Below are 25,800 nucleotides of genomic sequence, written 5' to 3'. Positions count from 1 at the left end.
CCGTCAACTCGCAACGGAACGCGAAAAAGTAATAATTTCCCCTTATGTAAAAAGGTTAGCAGAGAGGGGGGATTTATCTATGATTTCAGAATATTAAGCGGCGATGTGGAAGCGAAAAGCGTCTGTCTGATAAGACTGCCGTCATCCGGGAATAAGCCAGGCCGGACGATGGCATAACTCCCTTATCCGGCCTAAGAATCAATGCGTTAGCGCCATCAGACCGTTTCCAGCTTCGCGTATGCCGCGACCAGCCATTTTATCCCCTGTCCCTGGAAGGCGACCTGTAACCGGCTGTGCTCGCCGCTGCCTTCCAGATTCACAATGGTGCCGTCACCGAACTTCGCATGGCGTACGCGCTGGCCCAGCTTATACCCGGTATCGTTTTCTGCAAGGGGCGCGCCCATCCGCTGATGGCTGACCGGACGGCTGACCGTCGCCCGCAGGCGGACTTCTTCCACACACGCTTCCGGTAGTTCGCCGATAAAGCGCGACGGGCGGTGATAGACCTCTTTACCATACAGACGGCGAGTTTCGGCGTAGGTCAGGGTAAGTTTTTGCATCGCGCGTGTTACGCCAACGTACGCCAGGCGGCGCTCTTCTTCCAGACGCCCCCCTTCATCCAGCGACATCTGGCTGGGGAACATCCCCTCTTCCATGCCGACGATAAACACCTGTGGGAATTCCAGCCCTTTCGCGGAGTGTAACGTCATGAGCTGAACCGCGTCCTGCCAGGTATCCGCCTGCCCTTCTCCCGCTTCCAGCGCCGCGTGGGAAAGGAACGCCTGCAGCGGCATTAAATCTTCATCTTCTTCGTTGTAGCTGAACTGACGCGTCGCCGTCACCAGCTCCTCTAAGTTTTCAATACGGGTTTGTCCTTTCTCACCTTTTTCCTGCTCATACATAGTGCGCAGCCCGGAATCTTTAATCACCCGGTCAGTCTGCACGTGCAGCGGCATATCGGCGGTTTCCTGCGCCAGCGCGTCAATCAGCTCCATAAAACGCTGGAGCGCACTGGCGGCGCGTCCGGCCAGCGCTTTTTCTTGCAACAGGTCGCGACAGGCCTGCCAGAGAGTAAGCTGGCGATCGCGCGAGGTCTGGCGCACCACGTCAAGGGTGCGATCGCCAATCCCGCGGGTTGGCGTATTGACCACGCGTTCAAAAGCGGCGTCGTCATTGCGGTTCGCGATCAGGCGCAGGTAAGAGAGTGCGTCTTTAATTTCCTGACGTTCGAAGAAGCGCATACCGCCATAAATTCGGTACGGCATGCTGGCTTGCAGCAAGGCTTCTTCCAGCACGCGCGACTGGGCGTTGCTGCGGTAGAGAATGGCGCACTGTTCCAGCGCCCCACCGTTGTCCTGCCAGGTTTTGATGCGGTTAACCACAAACCGCGCTTCGTCCAGTTCGTTGAAGGCGCAGTAAAGCGAGATAGGCTCACCGTCAACGCCGTCGGTCCACAGTTTTTTCCCCAGTCGACCGTTGTTATTTTCAATCAGGGCGTTGGCCGCGCTCAGAATGTTGCTGGTCGAACGGTAGTTCTGCTCCAGACGAATGGTTTGCGCGCCGGGGAAGTCGTTGAGAAAGCGCTGGATATTTTCCACCTGCGCGCCGCGCCAGCCATAAATGGACTGGTCGTCGTCGCCCACAATCATCACTTTTCCGCTATCGCCCGCAAGCAAACGCACCCACGCGTACTGGATGTTATTGGTATCCTGAAATTCGTCCACCAGAATATTGGTGAAACGCTCGCGGTAGTGCTGAAGGATATGCGGTTTATTAAGCCATAGCTCATGGGCGCGCAGCAGCAGTTCGGCAAAATCCACCAGTCCGGCGCGATCGCACGCTTCCTGATAGGCCTGATACACCTTCTGCCAGGTCTGCTCTACCGGATTTCCAAAACTCTGTAGGTGGTGCGGCCGCAGCCCTTCGTCTTTCTGGCTGTTGATGAACCACATGGCCTGGCGCGGCGGCCACTGCTTCTCGTCAAGGTTCATCGCCTTGATCAGGCGCTTGAGCAGACGCAACTGGTCTTCACTGTCCAGGATCTGGAAATCCTGCGGCAGGTTGGCGTCCATGTGGTGCGCACGCAGCAGTCGGTGTGCCAGCCCGTGGAAGGTCCCCACCCACATTCCGCCCTGGCTGGTGCCCATCAGTTGGCCGATACGGTGGCGCATTTCCGCCGCCGCTTTGTTGGTGAAGGTCACCGCCATAATCGAATACGGCGAGTTGTTCTCCACAGTCAGCAACCAGGCGATACGGTGTACCAGAACGCGGGTTTTACCACTCCCCGCCCCGGCGAGAACCAGCATGTTGCTGCGTGGCGCGGCCACCGCTTCGCGCTGTTTGTCATTGAGGCTGTCGAGCAGGTAAGAAACGTCCATTGGCACCGCCGCGTATAAGTAGGTAGGGCGGATAAGCGTAGCGCCATCCGCCAAAAAAAGCTGGGTATATATACAGAGTTCTGCTGGTGATTATATCAGCGTCGTGAGGGATGCCAACCGTGAAATTTCCATATGCGGCAACAAGCGGCTGTCATAGGTCTGCATCAGGTCGGCATTTTGCGGCTTGATCCAGCAGGCCTGCAAACCGCTGCGGATCGCTCCGGCAACATCGGTGGTCAGATCGTCGCCCACGTGCAGGATCTCGCCGATCGGCACGTTGAGTTTTTCCGCCGCCAGAAAGTACATGTCGCTAAACGGCTTTGAGCGACCATCCGGACCTGCGCGCAGCACAAATTCAAAATAGTCGCCAAGACCAAACAGTTCCGGCTGGGCGTTACCGTTGGTGATCGCCACCAGCGGCCATTTCTTCGCTAACGCCTTCAGCGTGTCATGCGTGGCTTGCGGCACATCGACCTGACTGCGCCATTTAGCAAAGTTCATCATCGCCGCATTTGCGCCTGCTATCGCGTCTTCCGCCGGGAGGCCTGCGTTGAGCATTGCCTGTTCCACCGCGCGATGCCGCCAGCGGGTCACATCGTGATAGATGTCCGGGTCCGCCTCGCGCACAACCTGGCGCAGGCGTTGCAGATCGGCATTCTGAATCGTGCGCAGCGCCGGATGATAATTTTGCACAAAGGCAAGCGCTTCCTGCTCGGTGCGCAGGATAACCGGACGGTTATCATAAAGGGTGTCATCGAGATCGAAGGTGATCGCGGAAATGTGCCCTAAAGGCCGGTAAAAACGCATTATTTCCCCCGTTTGGCGCGCGGGTGCGCCGCATCGTACACCGAGGCAAGGTGTTGAAAATCCAGATGAGTATAGATTTGCGTGGTGGAGAGGTTAGCGTGTCCTAACAGCTCCTGTACGCCACGCAGGTCGCCGCTTGACTCCAGCATGTGGGTCGCGAACGAATGACGTAACTTGTGCGGGTGGACGTGGCTGTTCAGTCCCTGTTTGATCCCCCACTCGGCAAAACGCTTCTGCACGTTACGCGCGGAGATCCGCTTGCCAAGCTTCGACAGGAACAGCGCGTCTTCTTCACTGCCAAACAGACCGCGCAGATCCAGCCAGTGTTCAATCCACGCCACTGCGTTCCGGCCAATGGGCAAACGGCGCTCTTTGCTGCCTTTCCCCATCACCCACACTTCGCCAGTGTCGAGATCGAGATGCTTAATATCCAGCCCCACCAGTTCGGACAAACGCAGCCCCGCGCCGTACATCACCTCCAGCATCGCCCGGTCGCGCACGGCGAGCGGATCGTTAAGGTCGATGTCCAGCAAACGGTTCATGTCGTCGACGTCGATATTTTTCGGCAAATGGCGAGGCGTTTTCGGCGCAGAAACGCCTTTCGCCGGGTTGGCGCTCAGTTTTCCTTCGCTGACCATCCAGTCGAAGAAACTGCGCAATGCGGAAAGACGTAACGCCAGGCTGGCAGGGCCAAGCCCTTGTCGACGGCTGCGCGCCGCGAAACTGCGCACCATCGCCGCGTCACAGTGTTGCCAGCTCTCCAGCCCCGCCGCGGTAGCAAGGGCGATAATGGCATCCAACTGACGCTGGTAGTTTTTCAGCGTAATGGGGCTAAGCTGGCGCTCCACGCCGAGATAGCGCAGGAAACGGTCGACATCGGTGTTGAAATCGCTCATACGCGTTCAATCCAGCGCTCCAGCAGATCCGGTAGCATCAGCGCGACCTCCTGCAGCAACTGCGTTCCCTGTCCCTGTTGATAATGATGCACATCGCGGCTGCTGAATACGATCACGCCCAAATCGCCGTCGCGCCCCAGCATCGACATCGCGACCGAGCCAATCGCTTTGGCTTCCGGCAGCACCACCAGCAACTCCGGACCGTTTAAAGGCCCAAGATAATGGTGTGCCTGCCCCAGTCGTTGAATACGCAGCGGTTCAAAGGCTTGCCGGTTTAGCGCCAGATGGGTGTAGCTCGACGGCGCGCCGAGTCGCCAGCGATCGGGAAACAAACGGACGGTCGCGCCCGCCAGCCCCAGATCCCGCGCCCAGCGATGAAAGCGCATTAACATATCATCCAGACTGGTTGCAGCGACCAGCCGCCCCTGCAAATGCAGTAGACGGTAAAACAGGCTTTCGTTCGCTGTCGCCTGCGCCACCAGCAGCGACATGTTTTCTTCAAGAACGTTGATGTGATTACGCGCGCGCGCCATATGCCACTCAACCAGCGATACCGTGCCCCGCACCGGATGGGGAACACGCATCGCTTCCACCGCGTGCGCGTTGCGGATAAAGAATTCAGGATTCTTTTGCAGATAGTCGACGACCGCCCGGTCATCGAGTTCCATAAGCGTTTCCTGTAGTTCTTCCCCTGGCTGCTTCATAGATGGATAAACCCGTCGTAAACATGTGCCGCCGGACCTGTCATGTATAACGGATGGCCCGGACCTTTCCAGGCGATATCAAGGCGACCGCCCGGTAATTCGACGCGAACATCTTCCGCCAGCAGACCTTGTTGAATGCCGACGGCGACGGCCGCGCACGCACCGCTGCCGCAGGCTTGCGTCTCGCCCGCGCCGCGCTCGTAAACGCGTAAACGAATATGCTCACGCTTCACAACCTGCATAAAACCAATATTTGCCCGCTCGGGGAAACGCTCGTGGCTTTCCAGCACTGGTCCAAGCGTTTCCACTGCCGCCGTGTCGACGTCATCGACCTGAATCACGCAGTGCGGGTTTCCCATTGAAACCACGCCGCACAATATTGTCTGCTCGGCGGCGCGCATAATATAGGTCTTTTCCGCTTTGTTCGCGCGAAACGGCACTTGAGACGGCTCGAAATTGGGTTCCCCCATGTTCACCCGCACCAGCTCGTCGTCCGTTACGCTCAGCACCATTCGGCCATTGGCCGTACTGACGCGTATATCGCGTTTATTGGTCAGCCCTTTCAGGCGCACAAAACGCGCGAAGCAGCGCGCGCCATTACCGCACTGGGACACTTCGCTGCCGTCGGCATTGAAGATGCGATAATGAAAATCCAGCTCCGGATCGTACGGCGGCTCGACCACCAACAATTGGTCAAATCCCACGCCCAGATGCCGGTCAGACAGGCGGCGGATGAGTTCCGGTGAAAAAAAGACATTCTGCGTTACCGCGTCGACGACCATAAAATCGTTGCCAAGGCCATGCATTTTAGAGAATTGCATTATTCACTCCGTTCACGCGGGGACAGAAACACACCGTCAGTAGTTCACCTGCGTTGGCCCGTCTCCCGTTGCGCGATCGTTTTGATCGGGCGTCGTTGATTGCGTTTGCGGATCAACAGGTTTGGTCGGCGGCGGCGCGTTTTTATCGGCTGGCGGGAAATAAAGCGGACCTTTTAAGCCACAGCCCGTCAGGCTGAACAGAGTCAGAAGTACAGCGAGTGCCTGAAACACGTTTTTCATTATGGATTGCCTGTAAGTTCATGCTTTCTGCTTTCTATCATCGCAGGAGAAGACGTAAAAGCAAGAGTTTGCCAGTAATCTGCAACACGTTTTGTTTCGCGTTATACTGCCGCCATCACGAAAAAAACGGGAAACGACAATGAACGACAGTGAATTCCATCGCCTGGCAGATACCCTGTGGATGACCATCGAAGAACGTCTGGACGATTGGGACGGTGACAGCGATATCGACTGCGAGATCAATGGCGGCGTGCTGACCATTAGCTTTGAAAACGGCAGCAAAATTATTATCAACCGTCAGGAACCGTTGCATCAGGTATGGCTGGCAACCAAACAGGGCGGTTACCATTTTGACCTGAAAGGCGACGAATGGGTGTGCGATCGCAGCGGCGAAACCTTCTGGGATCTGCTGGAACAGGCGGCAACGCAGCAGGCGGGCGAGACGGTCAGCTTCCGCTAAGTTTGTTTCAGGTTCGTCCGAATGTCGGCCCGATAAGCGAAGCGTCATCGGGCGCGATAATTACGAAAAGTACTGTTGCAGCAGCGGCGCGTCGTTATCCTGGTTGGCCGGCGGGACGTTGCTGATAGATTGCGCGCGGAACGGGATCACCTGGGCGCGCCCGTCGGTTTTCACAATCTGATAAAACTGCGGCAGGTTGAAATTTATGAAGCTGGAGCCGTAAGTAAAGCGGTCATGCGACGACGAGTAGAAGCGGCTGACGTCACGCACCAGCTCTTCCTTACTGCCTTCGCAGTGATGATACACTTCCGCACGGTTGCTCTCGTCCAGAATGTAAATATTAAAGCCCTTCTCATCGCCGGTTTCTTCAAAGAAGAACTGGATGATCCCTTCGCTGGCAAAGCCATCCACCACCGGCGGCAGCTTCACCTGGTTCGTTTCCACCTGCACGGAAAGGCCGTGCAGCTTGTTATGCGAAATCGCGCCGTAAAACTCAATGGCGTTTTCCAGCTTCTGCACCGACACGTTAAGGCGCTCAAAGAACAGGCCCCAGGTCTGGCCGGAAACGCGCAGCGCCTTAAAGCGTCCCGTTTCCTGACGGGTGCTGGAAAGACGCAGTTCAATGCACTCGGAAACCAGTTGCTGTACGCGGGTACGAATTAAGCCGCGCAGATGCTGGCTGTAGCAGAACACTTCCACGCTGTCCGGCGGCGCGGCATCCTGGTGCATTTTGCCGAGAATCGTCTTCAGCGCTTCGATCATCGCCTGTTCGCCGTTAAAGTGCAGGGTACGCACTTCGTTCCACGAGTTGCGGTACAACAGGTCAACGCTGCCGACCAGGCAATTTTGCTCTTCGCCAAAGCTGAACACATCCAGTTTACGGAAGTCGAAATGCACCACCTGATTGCGGAACGCCGCCGTCGGGTCATATTCAAGGTTAACGATAATCGCCAGATGGCGAATTTCACACGGACTGTAGAGCGCTTTCGGCGTCGGCGCTGGCAGACGCAACGGGAAGTGATGCGAAACATCCGCCACCATCTCCTGCAGCTTCGGCAGATCCACAATACCGTTGCCCTTAATAAACAGATGCGTCCGCGAGGTCAGCAGGCCGTTAAACCACGCCCAGGCCACCAGTTTGTTCAGATAGCGGTTATATTCCAGCGGTTGATGGCTGATGATCGAATCCATGTTCGGCGCGCGGTTATAAAGATACCAACCTGAACGGTTGGCGCGGCCCGGCGGCACATGGATAAAGGTTAAATTCGGTTCAGAGAGATCGGGCGAAATCTGCGGGTTCACCAGCGTGACTTTACCCGGCAGGGCTTCAAATGCCGCATACAGTTTACGGGTGAGAACGCCGATATCCTGCGGACTGGCGCTAACGCTAAGGTTATTCCTGCGCGCAAAGCGGATCAGATTACGATAGCTTTGCATCATGGCGTCGAGCAGCTCGTTATGCGCTTCACGCACCTGATCGATCTTCCAGTTTGCCCGGTTATCGAGCATAGCCAGACGGGCGTCGTCCCATCCCCATTCGTTCACTAACTGGCTCAGTACCTCACGTCGCCACCCCACACAGGCGCGCTCGCGGCTCAGTTTCTCGCACACTTTCAGATAGAAACATCGACGCACCAGATCCAGGCGCGTCGGATCTTCAATCGCCGTGAGATATTCAGTAACGCGCTCCAGCATCATGCAGTATGGATCGAGCCCAAATGACACAATTTCGCCGTCGTGCAGGCGCTGTTTAATGTCTTTTGCAAGCAGGCGCGGATTGGGGTATTCCCAGGAATAAGCCTCAAGCAGCAGCGTTTTGAGCACCGCTTTGTAGGGGGAATCAATGCTTTTATACAGTTGCCACAGGCTGGCGCCGAAGTATTCTTCGGCGGAGAGTGAGCTTAAGCCGCCCAGATCCAGCCATTCGTTCGGCGTAAGCACGCCCTGCGCGTAGAGCGTCATCACGTAGTCATCGTAATGCTCTTCTTCGTCGCCCGGCACCATATTCCACAGAATACGCTTACCGGCGAGGCGCACAGCAGTGCGGTAAAATTCGTCGAGCAGCAGGATGTGCTGGGTGGAGCCACAGTCTTCTCCCCCCAGGCTACCGCTTTCATTGTGACGGAAACGGTTTTCATCGATCAGGAAGAAGCTGACTTCCACCCCCAGCGAGGCGGCCCAGCTTTCCAGCAGGCTGCATTTTCGTTGCAGTAGTTGGCGCTCTTCACTGTCGAGCCACGACTGGTGGCATACCCAGATATCCAGGTCAGACGAACAGCTTTGCCCAACGGAGGAGGTGCTGCCCATTGAGTAAACGCCAGTGATAGGCAATTCGCCCTTCGGCGGATCCTGCGGCGCGAGTCCTCGGTGCAGTTCCAGTTCGTTCAGGTAGTGGCGTTGGGTTTCATCAGGCGTGTAGAAGCAAATGCCTCGGGGAACGTTACCATCAAGGTACCCCGGCATCAGCGGATGGTGGTAATGCAATAATGTCGGCAGAAGACTGTACACCTGCTGAAAAGCAGGTCCCATGGCAGCAAGCGCGCGATCCACGCGCAATTGATTTATGGCATCCAGTCTCTGTTTCAGAGTCTCAATATAGAGGTACAAGACGTATCGCCTGATGTTGCTACCCGTCATGTTGTCGATCGTCGCAGTAAGAACGCCTGCGCGCGACCTTCACCATTCGGGATAAACCGTATGTCAAAAAAACCGTTACCCTTTTCGTCCGTATTTTTGTGCTTACCGACGAAAAAATGGTCTAAAACGTGATCAATTTAACACCTTGCTCATTGACCGTAAAGAAAGATGCACTACATACAAGTGTAGCACCAATCGCTGCGCGTAAATTCTGTAATACGATCGGGCGGCTTCTCGTCATTATTTACTGCCAGCTGTCGCGCTGCGTCTTATCCTTTACTTACCTTTGACCGTAACACTGCCATCCCACTTGTAAGGATGTTAGGATGAACCACGGACGATAATGACGGTAACAAGCATGTTAGACAATGTTTTAAGAATTGCCACACGCCAAAGCCCCCTTGCGCTCTGGCAGGCACATTATGTCAAAGACGCGCTGATGGCAAATCATCCCGGCCTGGTGGTGGAACTGGTGCCAATGGTGACGCGTGGCGACGTCATTCTTGACACCCCGCTGGCCAAGGTGGGCGGTAAAGGCTTGTTCGTGAAAGAACTCGAAGTCGCGCTACTGGAAAAACGCGCCGATATCGCAGTGCACTCAATGAAAGATGTCCCGGTCGAATTCCCTGAAGGGCTGGGGCTGGTGACTATCTGCGAACGCGAAGATCCGCGTGACGCCTTTGTTTCAAATACCTTCAATACACTCGACGAATTGCCCGCAGGCAGTATTGTGGGCACGTCGAGCTTACGCCGCCAGTGCCAGCTCGCCGAGCGCCGTCCGGATCTTATTATCCGTTCCCTGCGCGGCAACGTCGGCACGCGTTTAAGCAAACTGGATAACGGCGACTACGACGCGATTATTCTTGCCGTTGCAGGCCTCAAACGCTTAGGACTTGAATCACGCATCCGCACCGCGCTGCCGCCGGAAATTTCGCTCCCTGCAGTGGGCCAGGGCGCGGTCGGCATTGAATGCCGTCTTGATGATACGCGCACCCAGGCGCTGCTGGCGCCGCTGAATGACGAGATCACCGCGCTGCGGGTGAAAGCTGAGCGCGCCATGAACACCCGTCTGGAAGGCGGCTGCCAGGTGCCGATTGGCAGCTATGCTGAAATGATTGATGGCGAAATTTGGCTGCGTGCGCTGGTTGGCGCCCCGGACGGTTCGGTGATGGTGCGCGGTGAACGTCGCGGTGCCGCCGATCAGGCCGAGCAGATGGGCATCTCGCTTGCCGAAGAGCTGCTGGACAACGGCGCCCGCGCTATTCTGACGGAAGTGTATAACGGAGAGTCCCCCGCATGAGCATTCTGGTCACCCGCCCGTCTCCCGCAGGGGAGGAATTAGTGAGCCGTCTGCGCGCACTGGGGCAGGAGGCCTGGAGCTTTCCGCTCATCGAATTCACGCCGGGGCGCGATCTGTCGCGACTCCCCGAGGCGCTGGCGGCGCTGACGGATAACGATCTGCTGTTTGCGCTGTCGCAACACGCGGTCTCTTTCGCCCATGCGCACCTGGAGCGGCAAAGGGAGAAGTGGCCCGCTGAACCGCGCTATTTCGCCATTGGCCGCACCACCGCGCTGGCGCTTCATACCGTCAGCGGTCACGATATTCGCTATCCGCAGGATCGGGAAATTAGCGAAGTGTTGCTACAATTACCTGAATTACAAAATATTGCAGGTAAACGGGCGCTGATCCTACGCGGTAACGGCGGTCGGGAACTGTTGGGGGAAACCCTGACGGCGCGCGGCGCTGACGTGGCGTTTTATGAATGTTATCAACGCAGCGCTAAACATTACGATGGCGCGGAAGAAGCAATGCGCTGGCAGTCGCGCGGGGTGACGACGGTGGTTGTCACCAGCGGCGAAATGCTGCAACAGCTTACCGCGCTGATTCCGCAGTGGTATCGCGAAAACTGGTTACTACGCTGCCGGCTTATTGTCGTCAGTGAGCGTCTGGCGCACCTCGCCCGGGAACTGGGCTGGCAAGATATTCAGGTCGCCGATAACGCCGACAACGATGCGCTACTGCGCGCATTACAATAACTCTCATAATGGGAAGCCATAATGACGGAACAAGAAAAATCCTCCGCCGTGGTTGAAGAAACCAGGGAGGCCGTGGACACCACGCCACAGCCAGTAAAAGCTGAAAAAAAGAGTAACAACAGCACCGCGCTGGTCCTGAGCGCAGTGGCTATCGCGATTGCGCTGGCGGCGGGCGTTGGGCTTTATGGCTGGGGAAAACAACAGGCAACCACCCAAAGCGCCGCGAACGATGCGCTGGTTAATCAACTGACCGCGCTGCAAAAGGCGCAGGAAAGCCAGAAAGCGGAGCTGGAAGGCATTATCAAACAGCAGGCGGCACAGCTTGAGCAGGCCAATCGCCAGCAAGCCGAACTGTCCAGACAACTGGATGAAGTGCAGCAAAAAGTCGCCACTATTTCCGGTAGCGATGCAAAAACCTGGCTGCTGGCGCAGGCGGATTTCCTCGTCAAGCTGGCAGGTCGTAAGCTGTGGAGCGATCAGGATGTCACCACGGCGGCGGCATTGCTGAAAAGCGCCGACGCCAGCCTGGCGGACATGAACGATCCAAGCCTGATCGCTGCTCGTCGGGCGATTACCGACGATATTGCCAGCCTCTCCGCGGTTTCCCAGGTGGATTACGACGGCATTATCCTGAAGGTCAATCAGCTGTCTAATCAGATCGATAACCTGCGTCTGGCCGATAACGACAATGACGGTTCGCCGATGGATGCAGACAGCCCTGAGCTTTCCAGTTCGATCAGTGAATGGCGCATTAATCTGCAAAAAAGCTGGCAGAACTTTATGGACAGCTTTATTACCGTTCGTCGTCGCGACGACACCGCCGTGCCGCTACTGGCGCCGAATCAGGATGTCTATCTGCGGGAGAACATTCGCTCTCGTCTGTTAGTCGCCGCGCAGGCAGTGCCGCGTCATCAGGAAGAAACCTACCGCCAGGCGCTGGATAATGTCTCAACCTGGGTACGCGCTTACTACGATACTGACGACGCCACCACCAAAGCCTTCCTTGAAGAAGTGGATAAGCTCAGCCAGCAGAACATCACGATGGACGTGCCGGAAACGCTGCAAAGCCAGGCCATTCTTGAAAAATTAATGCAGACCCGTGTGCGTAACCTACTGGCGCAACCAACCGCGACAACAACGGAAGCCGCGCCCGCACCTGCCGCACCGCAGGCTGAAGCCCCGGCAGCCGCGCCGCAAGGAGAATAATGATGCTGAAAGTATTATTGCTCTTTGTGCTGTTGATAGCCGGGATTGTGGTGGGGCCGATGATCGCCGGCCATCAGGGTTACGTGCTGATCCAGACCGATACATATAACATCGAAACCAGCGTCACCGGGCTGGTCATCATCCTGATCCTTGCGATGGTGGTGCTGTTTGCCATCGAATGGGTGCTGCGCCGAATCCTTCGTACCGGCGCCCATACGCGAGGCTGGTTCGTTGGCCGTAAGCGTCGTCGCGCGCGTAAGCAAACGGAACAGGCGCTGCTGAAGCTGGCGGAAGGCGACTACCAACAGGTTGAAAAGCTGATGGCGAAAAACGCCGACCATGCCGAACAACCGGTCGTAAACTATCTGCTGGCGGCGGAAGCGGCGCAGCAGCGCGGCGATGAAGCGCGCGCTAATCAACATCTGGAACGCGCGGCGGAACTGGCAGGTAACGACACCATTCCGGTGGAGATTGCCCGCGTACGCCTGCAGCTGGCGCGTAATGAGAACCATGCGGCGCGTCACGGCGTTGATAAACTGCTGGAAGTCACGCCACGTCATCCGGAAGTACTGCGCCTGGCGGAACAAGCCTACATCCGCACCGGCGCGTGGAGTTCGCTGCTGGATATTATCCCGTCAATGGCGAAAGCCAACGTCGGCGACGAAGAACATCGCGCCGCGCTGGAGCAGCAGGCGTGGATTGGTTTGATGGATCAGGCGCGAGCCGATCAGGGCAGCGAAGGGTTACGTGAATGGTGGAAACACCAGAGCCGTAAAACACGCCATCAGGTCGCCCTGCAGGTGGCAATGGCTGAACACCTGATCGAGTGTGACGATCACGATATGGCGCAGCAGATTATCATCGACGGCCTGAAGCGCCAGTATGACGATCGTCTGGTGCTGCCAATCCCTCGTCTGAAAACCAACAACCCGGAACAGCTGGAGAAAGTGCTGCGTCAGCAGATCAAGACCGTGGGCGATCGTCCGCTGTTGTGGAGTACGCTGGGGCAATCGCTGATGAAGCACGGTGAATGGCAGGAAGCGACTATCGCCTTCCGCGCCGCGCTTAAGCAGCGTCCGGACGCGTATGATTACGCCTGGCTTGCCGACGCGCTGGACCGTCTGCATCAGCCGGAAGAAGCGGCCACCATGCGCCGCGACGGCCTGATGCTGACCTTGCAGAACAATCCCCCGCAGTAATACCTCTCTCACGCCCGGTGACGCTTCGCTTACCGGGCCTGCAATGCCCGTACGCTAATCACATAAAAAAACGCCTGCTCTTTTAGGGAGCAGGCGTCAAAACAGGTCTGTATGACAACATAAAGGGGTGCTTCACTCAACGTTATGTCCATGGTGTTTGATGAGGCCGAAGCGACATCTGTCAGTGGACGATAAGCACCGTAAACGGCTCTGCATCATTCCTGAGTTTATGAGGCACTATGGCGAGCATAAGAGATGGAATGAGCATCTACGCGTATATTATTGCACATTGCATGCCAGAATTGCACCGCCAAAAATAGGGATTAAGACTTTTTACCAGGCCTGTAATGGCGCGCGATGGCGACTGTTAGCGGCGGGATCGTCTGCACTATCGCGCACAGATTGTCGCCAGGCAGAGACATCTATCAGGCTATTAAAGTAAATAGTTTATTTTCAAAGGATTATCTGTCACTGATTGACGACAATAAACATGCGGGATGTCGTCTGGCGACAACAGCAGACGTTGAAGCGCAGAAAACAAAAAACCCCGCCGAAGCGGGGTTCAAAATTGGTCGGCGAGAGAGGATTCGAACCTCCGACCCACTGGTCCCAAACCAGTTGCGCTACCAAGCTGCGCTACTCGCCGATGTACTGCTTTTTTGAATTTTTAGTTCAATTCATTAAGTCGTGGTGCGAGGGGGGGGACTTGAACCCCCACGTCCGTAAGGACACTAACACCTGAAGCTAGCGCGTCTACCAATTCCGCCACCTTCGCATTTCACAACTTTTAATAATGGGGTGGCTAATGGGATTCGAACCCACGACAACTGGAATCACAATCCAGGGCTCTACCAACTGAGCTATAGCCACCACTGCAAATCTGTATTACGCGGTATCGAGACCACCGCAGCTCCAGCACCGGGTGAATGGTGCGCCCGACAGGATTCGAACCTGAGACCTCTGCCTCCGGAGGGCAGCGCTCTATCCAGCTGAGCTACGGGCGCTTAGCGCCGTTGCGGGGGTGGATAATACGGACTTCACACCCCGCTGTCTAGTGCCTTTTTAAATAAAATGCGCGTTTGGTTACGCTTTGCGCGTTTTGTCCGTTATTCCTGCGTTTTCTGCGCGATACCGTGGCGGTTAAGGCCAAAAACCTTATAAACGAGCGTCACGCCAAGCAAGAACAGAATGCCGACAAACAGCGACATACGCGTCTCTTCGTTAATGTACATGCCAATCAGCACGCACACCAGGAAAGCCATTGTTATCCAGTTTGCCCACGGGAATAACATGGAGCGGAACGGATGCGAGGCGATCGCCTCTTTATGTGCCCGACGAAAACGCAGCTGGCTAATCAGGATCACAAACCATGGCACCATCCCCGGCAGCACGCTGGCGCTGTAGACATACACAAACACCCGTTGCGGATTAGGAATGATGTAGTTCAGGCAGGAGCCAACCAGCAGAATCAGAATCGACAGCGCCACCCCGGCTACCGGTACGCCATGACGCGACACTTTCGCCATCGCCGCAGGCAACTGACGGTTCTTTGCCAGCGCGTAAAGCATCCTCCCGCAGCTGTACATTCCGCTGTTACAGCCAGACAGCGCTGCCGTCAGCACCACAAAATTAATAATACCCGCAGCGGCGGTAATGCCGATTTTGGCAAAGGTCAGCACGAACGGGCTACCGTTGCTCCCGATTTCATTCCACGGGAAAATCGTGACGATAACGAAAATCGCGCCCACGTAAAAAATCAGGATTCGCCATAGCACTTTACCGACCGCGCTGCGCAGAGTAACTTGCGGATTCTTCGCTTCACCGGCGGTAATACCGATGAGCTCCACGCCCTGATACGACGCGACCACAATACATAGCGCGGTAAGGAAGCCTTTCCAGCCACCGGCAAAAAAGCCGCCGTGCTCAGTCAGGTTACCAAAGCCAATCGCCTGACCGCCGTTGCCAAAGCCGAAGAAAATCACCCCCAGCCCGATAACAATCATCACGATAATAGTGGTGACTTTGATCATCGCGAACCAGAACTCGATTTCGCCATACAAACGCACGGCCGCAAGGTTGGCCAGCGCCACCAGCCCGACGGCGATAAGCGCAGGTATCCACTGCGCCATCTCCGGGAACCAGAACTGCACGTAAACACCAATGGCGGTAATTTCTGAGATCCCCACCGCCATCCACATAAACCAGTATGACCAGGCGGTAAGGTAGCCGAAAAACGGGCTCATGTAGCGGTGCGCGTAAACGGCGAACGAACCGGTCACCGGTTCCAGGAACAGCATCTCGCCCATTGAGCGCATAATGAAAAAGACGAACAGGCCGGCGATGATATACGCTAATAAAACCGACGGCCCCGCCCATTTCAGCGTGCTGGCGGCCCCCATGAACAGACCAACGCCAATGGTGCCCCCGAGGGCAATTAATTCGATATGACGAGCCTCCAGCCCACGCTGTAGCTCTGCTTTATTCTCTGCCATACATCCTCTTGTCGTGTTTGCTTACCATCCGGCTTTACCGGTTATTGTTATGGGTACATCGATGGGGGCGCATGGTTTCGCAAATTTGGCAAAATGGCAAATGAAGCATTAAAAAAATGCATGATTTGTGTAAAAAAGGAACGGATGCAGGGATGAAAGGCAGCGTTGTCAGCAGAATACGCTGCCTGCAAGGAAAGGGAGATCAGAGATCGCCGGTATAGTGCCAGCGCAGATAGCGCAACAAGCGAAGCTGACGGGTAATGCGGCTCGGTTGAGACAGCAGACGATAAAGCCACTCCAGCCCCAGGTTTTGCCACACTTTCGGCGCGCGCTTGACGTGCCCGGTAAACACGTCGTAGGTCCCACCCACCCCCATATACAGGGCTTGAGGATGCACCTGACGGCAGTCACGCATGAAGATTTCCTGTTTCGGCGATCCCATCGCCACGGTGACGATCTGCGCACCGCTGGCGTGAATACGCGCAAACAGCGCCTGCCGCTGCTCTGGGGTAAAATAACCGTCCTGGCGACCCACAACATTAACGTTCCACTGCGCGCGCAGTTTCGCTTCGGTTTGCGCTAACACGTCAGCCTTTCCACCCACCAGAAATACTGGCGTACCTTCTTGCCCAGCGCGCGCCATTAATTCTTCCCACAGATCGGCTCCCGCTACGCGTGACACCTCTGCTTCCGGAAATTTTTTGCGAATCGAACGCACAACGCTGATCCCATCGGCATATTTGTATTCTGCCGCGTTAATCAACGCCCTGACTTCAGGATTATCTTCCGCCGTCAGCACTTTTTCGGCGTTGATCGCCACCAGGGTGCCCTGCTTCAACTTACCGCCAGCATAAAGGTAATCCAGCGCATGTTGCATGTTGCGCCAGCCTATTAGCTGAAGCCCGCGCAGCGCATAGAGCGGCGCCGTTGTTTTCTCAGTCATTGCTATCCTTCAACCTGTTTTCGCGGCAGGGTTTTTATACGTTTATGGATCAGTCCGGCGCTGTCGAACAGCCAGAACAGGAGTTTAGCGATCAGCAGACTGGCGCCAAAAACCACCATGAAAAACACCACGCGAGAGACAAACGAGTCCAGCCCCTCACGCGCCAGCACGATCATGTTGAATATCGCGCCAAAGCAGAAACTGTGCAGAATGGCCGCCTTATAGCGATTCGTCTCGCGGTTACCCAACTCATACAGCCAGTCAAACCATTTGATGATCAGGCCCACCACGATCGCCCCCAGCGGGATAAACAGCGCGCCGCCCATCACCACCAGCGAACCAATTAACGTTGGAGAGATTGCCAATCCGGAGTGGTTGTTCAGCACTTCCCAGGTAAAATAGTTAGCGGCGTTTAGCACCATGCCGGGACGCCCAGGCCACAGCCAGGAAGGTATGAACACGTAAAAGTCGCGGACAATGGGCGCCAGCCCCTGAAATTCGATTTTGTCGTAATTTTGCAGCAGCAGCGCCAGGTTTTCCCACGGTGAAAAGGTATCGCGGGTCAGATAAAGGAAAGTGTAAAACGCCTCATCGCCGCTGACGTTCAGCCCATAGCGTTTTAGCGCCAGCCAGAACATGCCGACAGTCCCCAGCACGCCCGCCGCCGCCAGCATCCACAATGAAATCCAGCCGCGAATGATGCCAATAAACAGGAAAATAGCGAAAGCGATGATGATATTGGCGCGGGTGCCGCCAACGATCATATAGGTCAGTAGTCCAAACGCGACGGTACTGACCAGAAAGAACAACCAGGCTTTGCTGTCCTGACGCAGGAAATAAACCACCAGCATCGCCGGAATGAAAAAGTAAAAGAAGCGCTTTAACGCCACGCCGGAAACTTCGCTGGAAAAAATCTGGCTGTAGGAATGCAGACGGAACAACAGGAAACCGTTGTGCATAAAGAAAACGCCAACGCTCACCAGCGCGATGCCCATCAGAATCACCCACGTTAAATGGGTTTCCACGCGGTTCATGGTAAACAGCGGTTTGCGAGGTACGTCTGCTGCCCGTTTACGCAAGCGGGTCTTATAGGTCACATAATAGACCGCATAAAAACAGGCGGCGGACAACAAGGCCTGTAACAAAATTTCCGGCGGCGCGACGCCCACATCAAAGCGGAACACCAGCACACTGGTCAGTGGAAAACCGAAAAAGAAGGTCAGCAGAAACAGCAGCGAGAAAAAGACGTTGAAGTTAAAGCGCACGCGGCGAAATTCGAACCAGGTCAACGTGGCAATGAACAACGTCGCCAGTAGCCAGACGGCGAACAGCCCACTGAACTGCATCAGGCTCATACGGCCTCCCCTGCGGCGATTCTGATCGCCTTGTGCCAGGGTTGCAGGTAGTTCGGGCTAAAGAAAGTGATCGCGTTTTTATCAACCGATGCCAGCTGGCGCTGCGCTTCTCGCACCACCTGTTCATTCAGCGCATCGCTGGTAAACAGTACCGGCAGTTGCTGTTCCACCATATCCTGCCAGAACGGGTTTTCGCGGTTCAGCACGCACGGTACCCCGGCCTGGATAAGCAGGCACAGCGTGCCAATCCCCTGCTGACGGGCAAAAATAAAATAGCCGAGGTCGCACTGGCGAAGCAGCGTCAGATAGGCGTCGAATGCCAGTTTTTCCTCAAGCACCTGCAAATGTTCCGCGCGGAACAGCGCCAGACCGGCCTGTTTCACTTCAGCAATATAGGCGTCGTTATTGGCCGGATACCCCATCGGGACGATGACGTTGACCGTATCGCCAAACTGCTGATGCACCGCTTTCAGCGCGGCAATATGTTCGTTGCTGCGATCGCCGGAATTCCCCACCAGAACGGTCATTTTCCCGCTACGCTGCCGGTCGTTCGCCATATTATTTAGCGCGGGATCCATTCGCGTCGGGAAATACAGCAGTTCACCAGGAACGCGTGGATGCAGCCCGGCGAAATAGCGCAGATCGCCACGGGTGGCAAACACACCGCCAACGCGGTTCTGCGCCAGACGGCGAACTGGATAGAACAGCTTAAATTTCAGACCGCCGGACACTTCGTACAGATCCGCGCCCCAAATATGCCAGTAAAACTGACCGGGCTTAATGCCGCCGCTGAGCAGCGCCAGCCATAGCGCGGTATTGAACTGCCCGTGAAAAAAGAACCGCTGCTGGCGGTTCGCTTTGGCTTTCGCGATAACCGCCTCGGCCAGCGATTTTTTACCGTTGTAAAACGAAAGGGAGAGCGACGGACAACTTTCCGTCAGTCCGGTGTCCTGACCGGCAACCATAAAGAGACGGGCATGCTCGCTGGTTTGCGCCAGCGCGTCGTTAAAAAACCGCAGCACGGTTTGATTATGGTGAGGGATATCCGATCCCAGTACGTGAATCAGTACAGTCATGCCCGCCTACGCCAGAGTAAAAATACGCCACAACAGAGTGAAAAATAGACGACATAGGTGGCCATATACGCCTGCGCCGCACCCAGCGCGCCGTGCGTCGGGATCAGCCAGTGCGCAAATGCCGTCAGTAAAATGAACTGGCTGATTTCAGCCAGTATGTAAAACCGCAGCGACGCTTTCGCGATCACCAAATAGCCAAATACATATGCGCCGACTTTCAGCACATCCCCGACCAGTTGCCAGGCAAACAGATCGCGCATGGCGCTGAACTTGTCAGAGAAAAGCAGCCAGATAGCAACATCGCGCAGCAACCAGACGGTAAAACTTGCCACCGCCACCGCTGGCAGCACAAACTTCAGCGACCTGACCACTTCCCGCGTAATATCGCGTTTCTCGGTCAGTCGCGACAGCGTAGGCAACAGCCAGACGCTGAACGAGGCGGTAATAAATTGTAGATAAGCGTCGGAAATACTGCTCACGCCCTGCCAGATGCCAACGTCATTCCAACTGTAGTGCGCCGCCAGCAGGTTTCGCATCATGACATAAGCCACCGGCAGCGTGACGGAAGTGATTAGCGCCATCAGGGTGAACTTGCTGAGCTGACCCGCCAGTCCGTTATCCCAGGACGGCTTCAGGTAGCGCAGCGGGATCGTCCCCCGCTTCATCAGTATCACAGCCGCCGGAATGACCACCAGCGCGGGCACCAGCGCCAGGCCAAGCAGCGCGCCTTCATAACCGCCTACCCGGTAGCAGCCGTAATAGGCGACGACCCCCACCAGGCTGCCGACAATCAATGACAGCGCGTTTCCGGCTGCATCGCGAAAGCCCTTCATCAGCGCCAGCAGCAGGTTAGCCCAGGCGATACCCATCTGCACCAGCGCCACTAAACGTACTAGCCCCTGATACTGAGTATGACCGAATAACCCCTGACTTATCGGCGCAGCCGCCACCAGGAACACCAGCGCCAGCAGCGTGGAAAATCCGAGCACCATCGCTGAAGAGGTACCGACGACTTTTCGCAACTGCGCCGGGTTGTCGTGCGTCTGCGCAACGTATTTAGTGACGCCGTTGAAAATCCCGGCGCCCGCCAGCACGCCGAGTACGGTGACCATCTGGCGGAAGTTTCCCGCCTGCCCGACGCCCGCCGGGCCGAATGTCACCGCCAACAGTTTAACGACCAGTAACCCGGCGCCAATTTTGACCAGCGTACTGGCCGCCGTCCACAGGGACGCTTTCGCAAGCGACATATCAGGCGAAATAATTCAGCAATGTGGTAATCACCGTGCGTTGATTCACTGCCGACAGGTTATAGAACAGCGGCAGGCGCAGCAGGCGTTCACTCTCTTTGGTGGTATAGCGATCTTCGCCGTGGAATTCACCAAACTTCTCCCCTGCCGGGCAATCGTGCAGCGGGATATAGTGAAACACCGCCATGATTTCCGCTTCTTTGAGGAAGTTGATCAGCGCGCTCCGGTCATCAATATTACGCAGCTTGATATAGAACATATGAGCGTTCTGTTTGCAGTCGCCCGGAATGGACGGCAGTTCAATACGCCCGGCACGCGCCAGGGGCTGTAGCGCGTCATAATAGGTTTGCCACAACGCCAGACGCTGTTGGTTAATGCGATCTGCGGCTTCCAGTTGCGCCCACAGATAAGCGGCCTGGAGATCGGACATCAGATAGCTGGAGCCGATATCGCGCCAGGTATATTTATCCACCTGACCGCGGAAAAACTGGCTGCGGTTAGTACCCTTTTCACGGATGATCTCCGCGCGTTCGATCAGTTTGCGATCGTTAATCAGCGTCGCGCCGCCTTCGCCGCCCGCGGTGTAATTTTTGGTTTCGTGGAAACTAAAGCAGCCGATGTGACCGATTGTTCCCAACGTGCGGCCTTTGTACGTCGACATCACACCCTGCGCGGCATCTTCGACCACATACAGATGATATTTTTCCGCCAGCGCCATGATAGTGTCCATCTCACAGGCCACGCCCGCATAATGAACCGGCACAATCGCCCGGGTTTTATCGGTGATCGCCGCTTCAATGCGCGTTTCGTCGATGTTCATGGTATCCGGACGGATATCCACAAAGATGATTTTCGCGCCGCGCAGCACGAAGGCATTTGCCGTCGATACAAAGGTATAGCTCGGCATGATCACTTCATCGCCCGGCTGGATATCCAGCAGCAGCGCCGCCATTTCCAGAGAGGCGGTGCAGGACGGCGTCAGCAACACTTTCGCGCTGCCAAAACGCTGCTCCAGCCACTGCTGACAGCGCCGGGTAAAACCGCCGTCGCCGCACAGTTTGCCGCTGCCCATCGCAGACTGCATGTAGTCAAGTTCGCTTCCCACCACCGGCGGTGCGTTAAACGGAATCATGTTGTCACCTGTATAACCAGTACGCAGTGCTTTCCACGTTCGCACCGCTTTGTATATAACGTTTAAGCGCGGCGGTGTTGCCCATTTGGGTCGCCACCCGCAATGTCGTTTTGCCATGCGCCCGCGCCCAGCCGAGCGCCGCCTGCACCAGCTCAGCGCCTGCGCCACGCCCGGCCAGTAAGCCGATGCGCGCCTCGCTGTCATTCATTTCTCGCAGCGAAACATAGCCGCGGATATCGCCGTTCACCGCCCGCAGAACCAGACACTGGCTATCAAACGTGCCGCGCACCGCGTTTTCTATCCACTGCGCATAGAAGCGTGCGCTGGCGTCTGGCGCATACCACGGCGCGCGAAAGCGGCTTTGTGCGAAGGCGACAGCGGCATGGTCGCGCAGCGCAGGAATGTCTGCCAACTGTGCAATTTCCGCGCCATTCTGCGCGCATTCTGCCGTCACGGGCAGCGCTAAATCGACTTCGCCCTCGACAAGGGAAAAACCCAGTTGTTGCAGCGCATCCAGCTCAACCGTATTCGCCGCCGGAATTTTCGCCTGCACACGTGACCATCGCTGTAGTGCTGCCACCGTTAAAGGCGACGCCGCAGGGTTAATGCGCACAATGGCGCTGTTCACGCCAAAGAAAGCGTTTTCCCAGCTTAACGGCTCAATACTGGCGCGGATCCTCACCGCCAGACCCCTTTGGTATCAACGATATATTGCTGACGAACCGCGTCACCGCGCATCGCTTTAAACTCATTATGATCGACCAGCATCACCAGCACGTCGGCGGTTGCCAGCGCATCGTCCAGCGTCGCCAGCGCGCACAGGCCATCCAGCTTTTTCGGTAACTGATGGATATTCGGCTCCACCGCCAGCGTTTCACCGCTGTGCCATTGGGCGATATTCTGCGTAATTTCCATTGCCGGGCTTTCGCGGAGATCGTCGATATTCGGTTTGAAAGCCAGCCCAAAGCAGGCGATTTTCACTTCGCTGGCGCGCTTATCGGTCGCAGCCAGGCAATCCGCCACGGCGGCTTTCACCTGGTCAACAACCCAGTGCGGCTTACCGTCGTTGACTTCACGCGCGGTACGAATCAGACGCGACTGCTGCGGGTTTTGCGCCACGATAAACCACGGATCGACGGCGATGCAGTGCCCGCCAACGCCCGGTCCGGGCTGGAGTATATTGACCCGAGGATGGCGATTCGCCAGTTGGATCAGTTCCCAGACGTTAATCCCCTGATCGGCGCAGATCAGCGACAGTTCATTCGCAAAAGCAATATTGACATCGCGGAAACTGTTTTCCGTGAGCTTACACATTTCCGCTGTGCGGGCGTTCGTCACCACGCACTCACCTTCAAGGAAGATCTTGTACAGTTCGCTGGCGCGCGCCGAGCATACCGGCGTCATACCGCCAATCACGCGGTCATTCTTAATCAGTTCGACCATCACCTGACCCGGCAGTACGCGTTCAGGGCAATAGGCCACATTGACGTCAGCCTGCTCTCCGGCCTGCTGCGGGAAAGTGAGATCCGGGCGCATCGCCGCCAACCAGGCAGCCATTTGCTCTGTCGCACCGACTGGCGAGGTAGACTCAAGGATCACCAGCGCCCCTTTTTTCAGTACCGGCGCCACGGATTTCGCTGCGGCTTCGACATAGGCCATATCGGGTTCGTGATCGCCTTTAAACGGTGTGGGAACGGCGATCAGGTATGCGTCAGCGTCAACCGGCGTAGTGGTGGCGCGCAAAGATCCACCCTCAACCGCCGTTTTTACCACCTTGCCCAGATCCGGCTCAACGATATGAATTTCACCGCGGTTGATGGTATCTACCGCGTGCGGGTTAACGTCCACACCAATGACCTGCTTTTGGCGCGACGCGAAGGCGGCCGCCGTTGGCAAACCGATATATCCCAGACCAATAACAGAAATGGTAGAAAAACTCATAGCGATACCCGACTGTTTTTTAAAGCGTCTAAAATTCGGCCACAGGCCTGCCCGTCACCGTAAGGGTTATGGGCGCGACTCATGGTCTGATATTCATTTTCGTCATACAGCAAGCGCGTGACTTCCGCAACAATGCGCCGGGAGTCAGTGCCCACCAGGCGCACCGTCCCCGCCGTCACGGCTTCTGGGCGTTCGGTCGTTTCACGCATCACCAGTACCGGTTTGCCCAGCGACGGTGCTTCTTCCTGAATCCCTCCGGAGTCGGTGAGGATCAGCCAGGCGTGATTCATCAGCCAGACAAAAGGTAAATAGTCCTGCGGTTCAATCAGCATCACGTTTTCAACGTGACCGAGAATACGGTTGACCGGCTCACTGACGTTGGGGTTCAGATGGACCGGATAGACAATTTGCACGTCCTGGTTGGCGGCGGCAATATCCGCCAGCGCATGGCAAATCTGCTCAAAACCACGGCCAAAACTTTCACGTCGATGCCCCGTCACCAGAATCAGCTTTTTATCTTCGCACAGGAAAGGGTAGCGTTCGGCCAGCGCTGAGCGCAGCTTATCGCTGGCCAGGACGCGGTCACGCACCCAAATAAGCGCATCGATCACCGTATTGCCGGTAACAAAGATGCGGCTGTCAGCGATATTTTCACGCAGCAGGTTTTGCCGTGAGTTTTCAGTCGGCGCGAAATGGTACATCGCCAGATGGCCGGTCAACGTCCGGTTTGCCTCCTCCGGCCACGGCGAAAACAGATCGCCAGTGCGAAGTCCGGCTTCCACATGCCCGACAGGGATGCGTTGATAAAATGCCGCAAGACTGGTGGCGATAGTGGTGGTGGTATCGCCATGTACCAGTACCACATCAGGCTTGAAATCAGACAGGATAGGCTTCAGCCCTTCCAGAATTCGACAGGTTATTTCTGTCAGCCCCTGACCCGGTTGCATAATATTAAGATCGTAGTCAGGAACAATGGAAAAGAGGTTCAAAACCTGATCGAGCATCTCCCGGTGTTGCGCGGTGACGCAAACTCTCGCTTCGAAATCAGGATCCTTTGCCAGCGCATGAACCAAAGGCGCCATTTTGATGGCTTCCGGTCGCGTGCCAAATACAGTCAGTACTTTCACATCGATTCTCTTCGAATAGTCAGTGAGGGCCCAGCCCCTCACTGCGGCAGTCGTGCTAGATCGTGCGGCGGCGGGTTAACGCAACACCAGCGCCGATAAGCCCCCCCACGATGCCCCACATCACCATCAGGAAGGCACGGCGCGGGCTATCGCGTTTTACCGGTTCTTCCGGCGTCCGCAAATAGCGATAGGTCTGAAAACGCGGGTCCAGGGTTGGCCCCACGTTCAATGTATTCAGCATGGCCCGGTTCTGGAAGTAGTCCAGATCGAAGGTGGGACCAACGGCCTGTAAATTTTCGAGGCGAGCCTGGAGCATCGGACGTCCCAATAAAAACAGTTCCGACTCCGGCAATTCATCCGGCGGAACGTCTGTCTGCGTGCGAGAAATATTGTGCTGCTCGGCGATTTTCAGCGCCTGTTCGATACTGCTTACGCGGCGGGAGAAAATGGCTTTTGCCACCTCTTCCTGGCGTTTAACCTGCGCTTTCATTTGCACGGTCCGCGCCGCCCAAGCGCCTTTCAGCTCGTCATTCAGATGGCTTGCCGCGCGCTGGCTCGAGAAGGCGACATACTGGCGCAACAGATTGTTGGCGTCAGGTGCGGTTTCGGCAATCAGCTTGACGCTGTCGTTAACAGCACGAGTGAAATCACCGGGGATAAACTGAATATTGTTGATCAGCTCATCCAGCATCGCGGCATCGGCCTTGCTGTTACCCACCATCCGTTGCTTGTAATAGTCGGTTTGCAGCCAAAAATCGCGACGAGTATCCCATGAGGCCAACTGCATCACGAACTCTTTGTAGGCTTCATCCATCACCGAAGGCTGATCGGCTGGCGTATTGCTGACTTTGACATCCAGATTACGCAGAAACTGCTGCTGGGAATAGTAGCCTCCCAGCATGTTCACCGTAGGGCGATCGGAAATGGCGGTCGCGCTCCACTCCTGGCGGGCAAAGAAGGTATACGCTAACGCGAGCAGCGCGAACAACAGTGCGACACCGACAATCCATACCTTCCCGGCCCATAAGGTACGAAACAACCCACGAATATCCAGTTCATTTTCAGCGCTCACGGCGTGTGCCCCCGGTAATGGTTGAGTCAT

At 56.2% G+C, this 25,800-nt stretch carries 22 protein-coding genes and 4 tRNA genes; 5 read left to right on the top strand and 21 right to left on the bottom strand.

Features of this window, described 5'->3' with window-relative positions; all coding sequences use genetic code 11:
* Positions 1 to 215: 215 nt before the first annotated feature.
* From uvrD to lptM, 6 genes are all read right to left on the bottom strand, one after another.
* Complete coding sequence (gene uvrD / locus OOJ60_RS21665) at positions 216 to 2,378, bottom strand: DNA helicase II (protein ID WP_042292776.1); 2,163 nt, start codon at positions 2,376 to 2,378, stop codon at positions 216 to 218.
* A gap of 90 nt (positions 2,379 to 2,468) precedes the next feature.
* Positions 2,469 to 3,185, bottom strand: a complete 717-nt coding sequence (gene yigB / locus OOJ60_RS21660) for a 5-amino-6-(5-phospho-D-ribitylamino)uracil phosphatase YigB (protein WP_181822256.1) — start codon at positions 3,183 to 3,185, stop codon at positions 2,469 to 2,471.
* The gene (xerC, locus tag OOJ60_RS21655) at positions 3,185 to 4,081 is read right to left on the bottom strand and encodes a tyrosine recombinase XerC (RefSeq protein ID WP_042292780.1); all 897 of its coding nucleotides are present in this window, start codon (positions 4,079 to 4,081) and stop codon (positions 3,185 to 3,187) included. Before xerC ends, yigB begins: the two co-directional genes overlap by 1 nt.
* Positions 4,078 to 4,785, bottom strand: coding sequence for a DUF484 domain-containing protein (locus OOJ60_RS21650; protein ID WP_042292783.1), 708 nt, complete (start codon positions 4,783 to 4,785; stop codon positions 4,078 to 4,080). The genes xerC and OOJ60_RS21650 overlap by 4 nt, the downstream gene beginning before the upstream one ends.
* Positions 4,782 to 5,606, bottom strand: a complete 825-nt coding sequence (gene dapF, locus OOJ60_RS21645) for a diaminopimelate epimerase (protein WP_042292786.1) — start codon at positions 5,604 to 5,606, stop codon at positions 4,782 to 4,784. The genes OOJ60_RS21650 and dapF overlap by 4 nt, the downstream gene beginning before the upstream one ends.
* Before the next feature lie 36 nt (positions 5,607 to 5,642).
* Complete coding sequence (gene lptM / locus OOJ60_RS21640) at positions 5,643 to 5,846, bottom strand: LPS translocon maturation chaperone LptM (RefSeq protein ID WP_042292789.1); 204 nt, start codon at positions 5,844 to 5,846, stop codon at positions 5,643 to 5,645.
* 139 nt (positions 5,847 to 5,985) lie between these two features.
* On the opposite strand from lptM, the gene cyaY reads away from it, so the two are divergent.
* Positions 5,986 to 6,306 carry an iron donor protein CyaY gene (gene cyaY, locus OOJ60_RS21635; protein WP_042292793.1) on the top strand — a complete coding sequence of 107 codons (321 nt, stop codon included), beginning with the start codon at positions 5,986 to 5,988 and terminating at the stop codon, positions 6,304 to 6,306.
* Positions 6,307 to 6,366: 60 nt separating this feature from the next.
* Here cyaY and cyaA read toward each other — a convergent pair whose 3' ends face one another.
* Positions 6,367 to 8,913 carry a class I adenylate cyclase gene (gene cyaA / locus OOJ60_RS21630; protein WP_042292797.1) on the bottom strand — a complete coding sequence of 849 codons (2,547 nt, stop codon included), beginning with the start codon at positions 8,911 to 8,913 and terminating at the stop codon, positions 6,367 to 6,369.
* Positions 8,914 to 9,301: 388 nt separating this feature from the next.
* Between cyaA and hemC the strand changes: the two genes are divergently transcribed.
* Genes hemC through hemY form a run of 4 tightly spaced genes read left to right on the top strand, consistent with a single transcriptional unit; the run spans position 9,302 to position 13,385 of the window.
* Positions 9,302 to 10,243 (top strand): hydroxymethylbilane synthase, encoded by a 942-nt coding sequence (gene hemC, locus OOJ60_RS21625; protein WP_042292864.1) that lies wholly within the window; start codon positions 9,302 to 9,304, stop codon positions 10,241 to 10,243.
* Positions 10,240 to 10,980 (top strand): uroporphyrinogen-III synthase, encoded by a 741-nt coding sequence (gene hemD / locus OOJ60_RS21620; RefSeq protein ID WP_205613169.1) that lies wholly within the window; start codon positions 10,240 to 10,242, stop codon positions 10,978 to 10,980. The genes hemC and hemD overlap by 4 nt, the downstream gene beginning before the upstream one ends.
* A gap of 21 nt (positions 10,981 to 11,001) precedes the next feature.
* The gene (gene hemX, locus OOJ60_RS21615; protein ID WP_205613168.1) at positions 11,002 to 12,186 is read left to right on the top strand and encodes a uroporphyrinogen-III C-methyltransferase; all 1,185 of its coding nucleotides are present in this window, start codon (positions 11,002 to 11,004) and stop codon (positions 12,184 to 12,186) included.
* Between the two features lie 2 nt (positions 12,187 to 12,188).
* Positions 12,189 to 13,385 (top strand): protoheme IX biogenesis protein HemY, encoded by a 1,197-nt coding sequence (gene hemY, locus OOJ60_RS21610; RefSeq protein ID WP_042292802.1) that lies wholly within the window; start codon positions 12,189 to 12,191, stop codon positions 13,383 to 13,385.
* 569 nt (positions 13,386 to 13,954) lie between these two features.
* Here hemY and OOJ60_RS21605 read toward each other — a convergent pair.
* The 14 genes from OOJ60_RS21605 to wzzE form a co-directional block, all read right to left on the bottom strand.
* Positions 13,955 to 14,031 (bottom strand) — tRNA-Pro (locus tag OOJ60_RS21605).
* Positions 14,032 to 14,073: 42 nt separating this feature from the next.
* Positions 14,074 to 14,160 (bottom strand) — tRNA-Leu (locus OOJ60_RS21600).
* Positions 14,161 to 14,179: 19 nt separating this feature from the next.
* Positions 14,180 to 14,255 (bottom strand) — tRNA-His (locus tag OOJ60_RS21595).
* A 57-nt stretch (positions 14,256 to 14,312) separates the two neighbouring features.
* A tRNA-Arg gene (locus OOJ60_RS21590) sits at positions 14,313 to 14,389 on the bottom strand.
* A gap of 102 nt (positions 14,390 to 14,491) precedes the next feature.
* Positions 14,492 to 15,877: a bifunctional threonine/serine APC transporter ThrP gene (gene thrP, locus OOJ60_RS21585; RefSeq protein WP_042292806.1), complete on the bottom strand. Its 1,386-nt coding sequence runs from the start codon at positions 15,875 to 15,877 to the stop codon at positions 14,492 to 14,494.
* Positions 15,878 to 16,079: 202 nt separating this feature from the next.
* Positions 16,080 to 16,820 carry a lipopolysaccharide N-acetylmannosaminouronosyltransferase gene (gene wecG, locus OOJ60_RS21580; RefSeq protein WP_042292808.1) on the bottom strand — a complete coding sequence of 247 codons (741 nt, stop codon included), beginning with the start codon at positions 16,818 to 16,820 and terminating at the stop codon, positions 16,080 to 16,082.
* 2 nt (positions 16,821 to 16,822) lie between these two features.
* Positions 16,823 to 18,175, bottom strand: coding sequence for an ECA oligosaccharide polymerase (gene wzyE / locus OOJ60_RS21575; RefSeq protein ID WP_205613167.1), 1,353 nt, complete (start codon positions 18,173 to 18,175; stop codon positions 16,823 to 16,825).
* Positions 18,172 to 19,251, bottom strand: a complete 1,080-nt coding sequence (locus OOJ60_RS21570) for a TDP-N-acetylfucosamine:lipid II N-acetylfucosaminyltransferase (RefSeq protein WP_205613166.1) — start codon at positions 19,249 to 19,251, stop codon at positions 18,172 to 18,174. The genes wzyE and OOJ60_RS21570 overlap by 4 nt, the downstream gene beginning before the upstream one ends.
* Complete coding sequence (gene wzxE / locus OOJ60_RS21565) at positions 19,248 to 20,498, bottom strand: lipid III flippase WzxE (protein WP_205613165.1); 1,251 nt, start codon at positions 20,496 to 20,498, stop codon at positions 19,248 to 19,250. The genes OOJ60_RS21570 and wzxE overlap by 4 nt, the downstream gene beginning before the upstream one ends.
* 1 nt (position 20,499) lies before the next feature.
* Positions 20,500 to 21,630 carry a dTDP-4-amino-4,6-dideoxygalactose transaminase gene (gene rffA / locus OOJ60_RS21560; RefSeq protein WP_205613164.1) on the bottom strand — a complete coding sequence of 377 codons (1,131 nt, stop codon included), beginning with the start codon at positions 21,628 to 21,630 and terminating at the stop codon, positions 20,500 to 20,502.
* 4 nt (positions 21,631 to 21,634) lie between these two features.
* Positions 21,635 to 22,312 (bottom strand): dTDP-4-amino-4,6-dideoxy-D-galactose acyltransferase, encoded by a 678-nt coding sequence (rffC, locus tag OOJ60_RS21555; RefSeq protein ID WP_205613163.1) that lies wholly within the window; start codon positions 22,310 to 22,312, stop codon positions 21,635 to 21,637.
* The gene (gene wecC, locus OOJ60_RS21550; RefSeq protein WP_205613162.1) at positions 22,309 to 23,571 is read right to left on the bottom strand and encodes a UDP-N-acetyl-D-mannosamine dehydrogenase; all 1,263 of its coding nucleotides are present in this window, start codon (positions 23,569 to 23,571) and stop codon (positions 22,309 to 22,311) included. The genes rffC and wecC overlap by 4 nt, the downstream gene beginning before the upstream one ends.
* Positions 23,568 to 24,698 (bottom strand): non-hydrolyzing UDP-N-acetylglucosamine 2-epimerase, encoded by a 1,131-nt coding sequence (gene wecB / locus OOJ60_RS21545; RefSeq protein ID WP_205613161.1) that lies wholly within the window; start codon positions 24,696 to 24,698, stop codon positions 23,568 to 23,570. Before wecB ends, wecC begins: the two co-directional genes overlap by 4 nt.
* Positions 24,699 to 24,753: 55 nt before the next feature.
* Positions 24,754 to 25,800 carry an ECA polysaccharide chain length modulation protein gene (gene wzzE, locus OOJ60_RS21540; protein WP_042292818.1) on the bottom strand — a complete coding sequence of 349 codons (1,047 nt, stop codon included), beginning with the start codon at positions 25,798 to 25,800 and terminating at the stop codon, positions 24,754 to 24,756.

Origin of the sequence: Citrobacter sp. R4, from assembly GCF_026719175.1 — a bacterium.
In the GTDB taxonomy this organism is placed as follows: Bacteria; Pseudomonadota; Gammaproteobacteria; order Enterobacterales; family Enterobacteriaceae; genus Citrobacter_A; species Citrobacter_A sedlakii.
Note: the sequence above shows the minus strand (reverse complement) of the source record. Positions and strands in the feature narration are given on the sequence as shown.

Excerpts from the sequence above, each read along its gene's own strand:
- uvrD (WP_042292776.1), bottom strand. The coding sequence starts at position 2,378 with ATGGACGTTTCTTACCTGCTCGACAGCCTCAATGACAAACAGCGCGAA.
- yigB (WP_181822256.1), bottom strand. The coding sequence starts at position 3,185 with ATGCGTTTTTACCGGCCTTTAGGGCACATTTCCGCGATCACCTTCGAT.
- xerC (WP_042292780.1), bottom strand. The coding sequence starts at position 4,081 with ATGAGCGATTTCAACACCGATGTCGACCGTTTCCTGCGCTATCTCGGC.
- OOJ60_RS21650 (WP_042292783.1), bottom strand. The coding sequence starts at position 4,785 with ATGAAGCAGCCAGGGGAAGAACTACAGGAAACGCTTATGGAACTCGAT.
- dapF (WP_042292786.1), bottom strand. The coding sequence starts at position 5,606 with ATGCAATTCTCTAAAATGCATGGCCTTGGCAACGATTTTATGGTCGTC.
- lptM (WP_042292789.1), bottom strand. The coding sequence starts at position 5,846 with ATGAAAAACGTGTTTCAGGCACTCGCTGTACTTCTGACTCTGTTCAGC.
- cyaY (WP_042292793.1), top strand. The coding sequence starts at position 5,986 with ATGAACGACAGTGAATTCCATCGCCTGGCAGATACCCTGTGGATGACC.
- hemC (WP_042292864.1), top strand. The coding sequence starts at position 9,302 with ATGTTAGACAATGTTTTAAGAATTGCCACACGCCAAAGCCCCCTTGCG.
- hemD (WP_205613169.1), top strand. The coding sequence starts at position 10,240 with ATGAGCATTCTGGTCACCCGCCCGTCTCCCGCAGGGGAGGAATTAGTG.
- hemX (WP_205613168.1), top strand. The coding sequence starts at position 11,002 with ATGACGGAACAAGAAAAATCCTCCGCCGTGGTTGAAGAAACCAGGGAG.
- hemY (WP_042292802.1), top strand. The coding sequence starts at position 12,189 with ATGCTGAAAGTATTATTGCTCTTTGTGCTGTTGATAGCCGGGATTGTG.
- thrP (WP_042292806.1), bottom strand. The coding sequence starts at position 15,877 with ATGGCAGAGAATAAAGCAGAGCTACAGCGTGGGCTGGAGGCTCGTCAT.
- wecG (WP_042292808.1), bottom strand. The coding sequence starts at position 16,820 with ATGACTGAGAAAACAACGGCGCCGCTCTATGCGCTGCGCGGGCTTCAG.
- wzyE (WP_205613167.1), bottom strand. The coding sequence starts at position 18,175 with ATGAGCCTGATGCAGTTCAGTGGGCTGTTCGCCGTCTGGCTACTGGCG.
- OOJ60_RS21570 (WP_205613166.1), bottom strand. The coding sequence starts at position 19,251 with ATGACTGTACTGATTCACGTACTGGGATCGGATATCCCTCACCATAAT.
- wzxE (WP_205613165.1), bottom strand. The coding sequence starts at position 20,498 with ATGTCGCTTGCGAAAGCGTCCCTGTGGACGGCGGCCAGTACGCTGGTC.
- rffA (WP_205613164.1), bottom strand. The coding sequence starts at position 21,630 with ATGATTCCGTTTAACGCACCGCCGGTGGTGGGAAGCGAACTTGACTAC.
- wecC (WP_205613162.1), bottom strand. The coding sequence starts at position 23,571 with ATGAGTTTTTCTACCATTTCTGTTATTGGTCTGGGATATATCGGTTTG.
- wzzE (WP_042292818.1), bottom strand. The coding sequence starts at position 25,800 with ATGACTCAACCATTACCGGGGGCACACGCCGTGAGCGCTGAAAATGAA.